2 protein-coding genes and 1 pseudogene are annotated in these 1518 nt (G+C 71.5%); all 3 read left to right on the top strand.

The features are described from left to right. A pseudogene (locus E1166_RS30505) lies at positions 1 to 321 on the top strand (type VII secretion-associated serine protease mycosin); the annotation flags it as partial. Positions 322 to 517: 196 nt separating this feature from the next. Next, the gene (locus E1166_RS30500; RefSeq protein ID WP_132343250.1) at positions 518 to 709 is read left to right on the top strand and encodes a hypothetical protein; all 192 of its coding nucleotides are present in this window, start codon (positions 518 to 520) and stop codon (positions 707 to 709) included. Between the two features lie 74 nt (positions 710 to 783). Continuing rightward, complete coding sequence (locus tag E1166_RS31355; protein ID WP_165944473.1) at positions 784 to 930, top strand: hypothetical protein; 147 nt, start codon at positions 784 to 786, stop codon at positions 928 to 930. Positions 931 to 1518 lie beyond the last annotated feature (588 nt).

Below are 1518 nucleotides of genomic sequence, written 5' to 3'. Positions count from 1 at the left end.
CCCCAGCAGGTGGCCTATCGGCTCACCCGGACGGCCGACAACCCGCCCGACGGCCACAACCCTCAGCTCGGATACGGAGTGGTCAACCCGTACCGGGCGCTGACCAGCCTGCTCGGCACCCGGACCGACCCGCCGGCCGGCGCGATGCCCCCGCCCGACCCGGTGGACGACCCGCTGGCCCGACAGCGCACCATCGCGTTCTGGGCGGCCGGGGTGAGCGCCCTGCTCGCCGGGGCGCTGCTGCTCGCCCGACCGGTCCTGGCCCTGGGCCGGCGGCGCGGCTGGCGACCGGGGCGGCGGGCCGGGACCGCCGACGCCTGACCCACGGCGGTGACTGCTCTCAACCGAGGCGCTGGCTGCGGACCTTCGGGCGCTCGTCCCGGTGCAGAACACCAGCCTGCCACTTGATCAACAGTTGGCGAAAGACCGAGGCTGACCGTGGCGGGTCAGACGGCTGCACCTGCCCTCGGTGCCGTCGAGATTCGCCCCGGTAGAGCCGTATCCGTACCGAACGGCAATGCTCAGCATCGTGCTCGCCTCGGACGACCTCGGCAGCCGCGACGGCCTCAGCTTCGTCGGCACGCCAATCCCGGACGGTGCGGAGCTGGCGCAGCCGCTATGGGATCGACGTGCGCGGTCGTACGCGTGGCAGCTGTGGCAGGCGGCACACCTGATCGACGGCGGCTGGTCCGCTGTGAGTGGGCCATGAGTGGTTCGTTGCCAGACCTCCCCACCGGCGAGGATCACACCGCAGAAGCGGATCGATGTCACGGGAGGGGCTTCATGAGGCTCGGAAAAGTACTGGCCGCGAGCGCTATGGCGGCCATGTCGGCCACCGTCGGGGTGGTGGTGGCTACGGCGTCACCGGCCCAGGCGGCGGCGACGATCGATCCGGAGCGCTACTCGGCCGCGCCAGCAGGGTTCGGATAGCGGCCTCAACCTGTTCAACCAGGCGGTGTGGGGCGTCTACAAGCCCGGCGGGTACCGCAACGGCGGCACCTGTGACAGCACCGGCTGCACCTCGGAGGTGCTACGCACCACGGGCGGCGGCATGCTCTCGCTACCGGTCCGCAACGCCGACGGTACCGTCTCGGAGCGCAAACTCGTCTACGGCGCCTTCATCGACGGCGAGTCCGATTGCGGCACCGGCGCGGCCACGGACTGCTCCCAAGAGGCTGGCGCCACCCGGCCGGCACTCAACGCGAGCATGGCGGAGCTGATGAGGCCACTGAATCCGGTCGGCGCTGGCCACCTGGAAGTAGGCGCATCGCACGACCACGACACACCGGCACGCACCCGGCGGGCGTCACTGCCCGCCGGGTGCGTGCGGCACATACGGGGCTGGGACTGGCTTCCAGCCCACAACAACGTCCGGTCTCAGCGCAGGATGCCGGGGGTGGCGTCGCCGTCCGTACCCCAGACGTCCTCGTCCTCCTCCAGCCAACTGGTACGCGGAGCTTCCTCTTCGCCGTACCCGGCACCGTGGCCCGGACCCATGCCGGCCACGCCGCCCCGGCC

Origin of the sequence: Micromonospora sp. KC213, from assembly GCF_004348325.1 — a bacterium.
Lineage (GTDB): Bacteria > Actinomycetota > Actinomycetes > Mycobacteriales > Micromonosporaceae > Micromonospora.
Note: the sequence above shows the minus strand (reverse complement) of the source record. Positions and strands in the feature narration are given on the sequence as shown.

Bases quoted from the DNA above. Each gene is read 5' to 3' on its own strand.
- E1166_RS30500 (WP_132343250.1), top strand. From the start codon at position 518: ATGCTCAGCATCGTGCTCGCCTCGGACGACCTCGGCAGCCGCGACGGC.
- E1166_RS31355 (WP_165944473.1), top strand. From the start codon at position 784: ATGAGGCTCGGAAAAGTACTGGCCGCGAGCGCTATGGCGGCCATGTCG.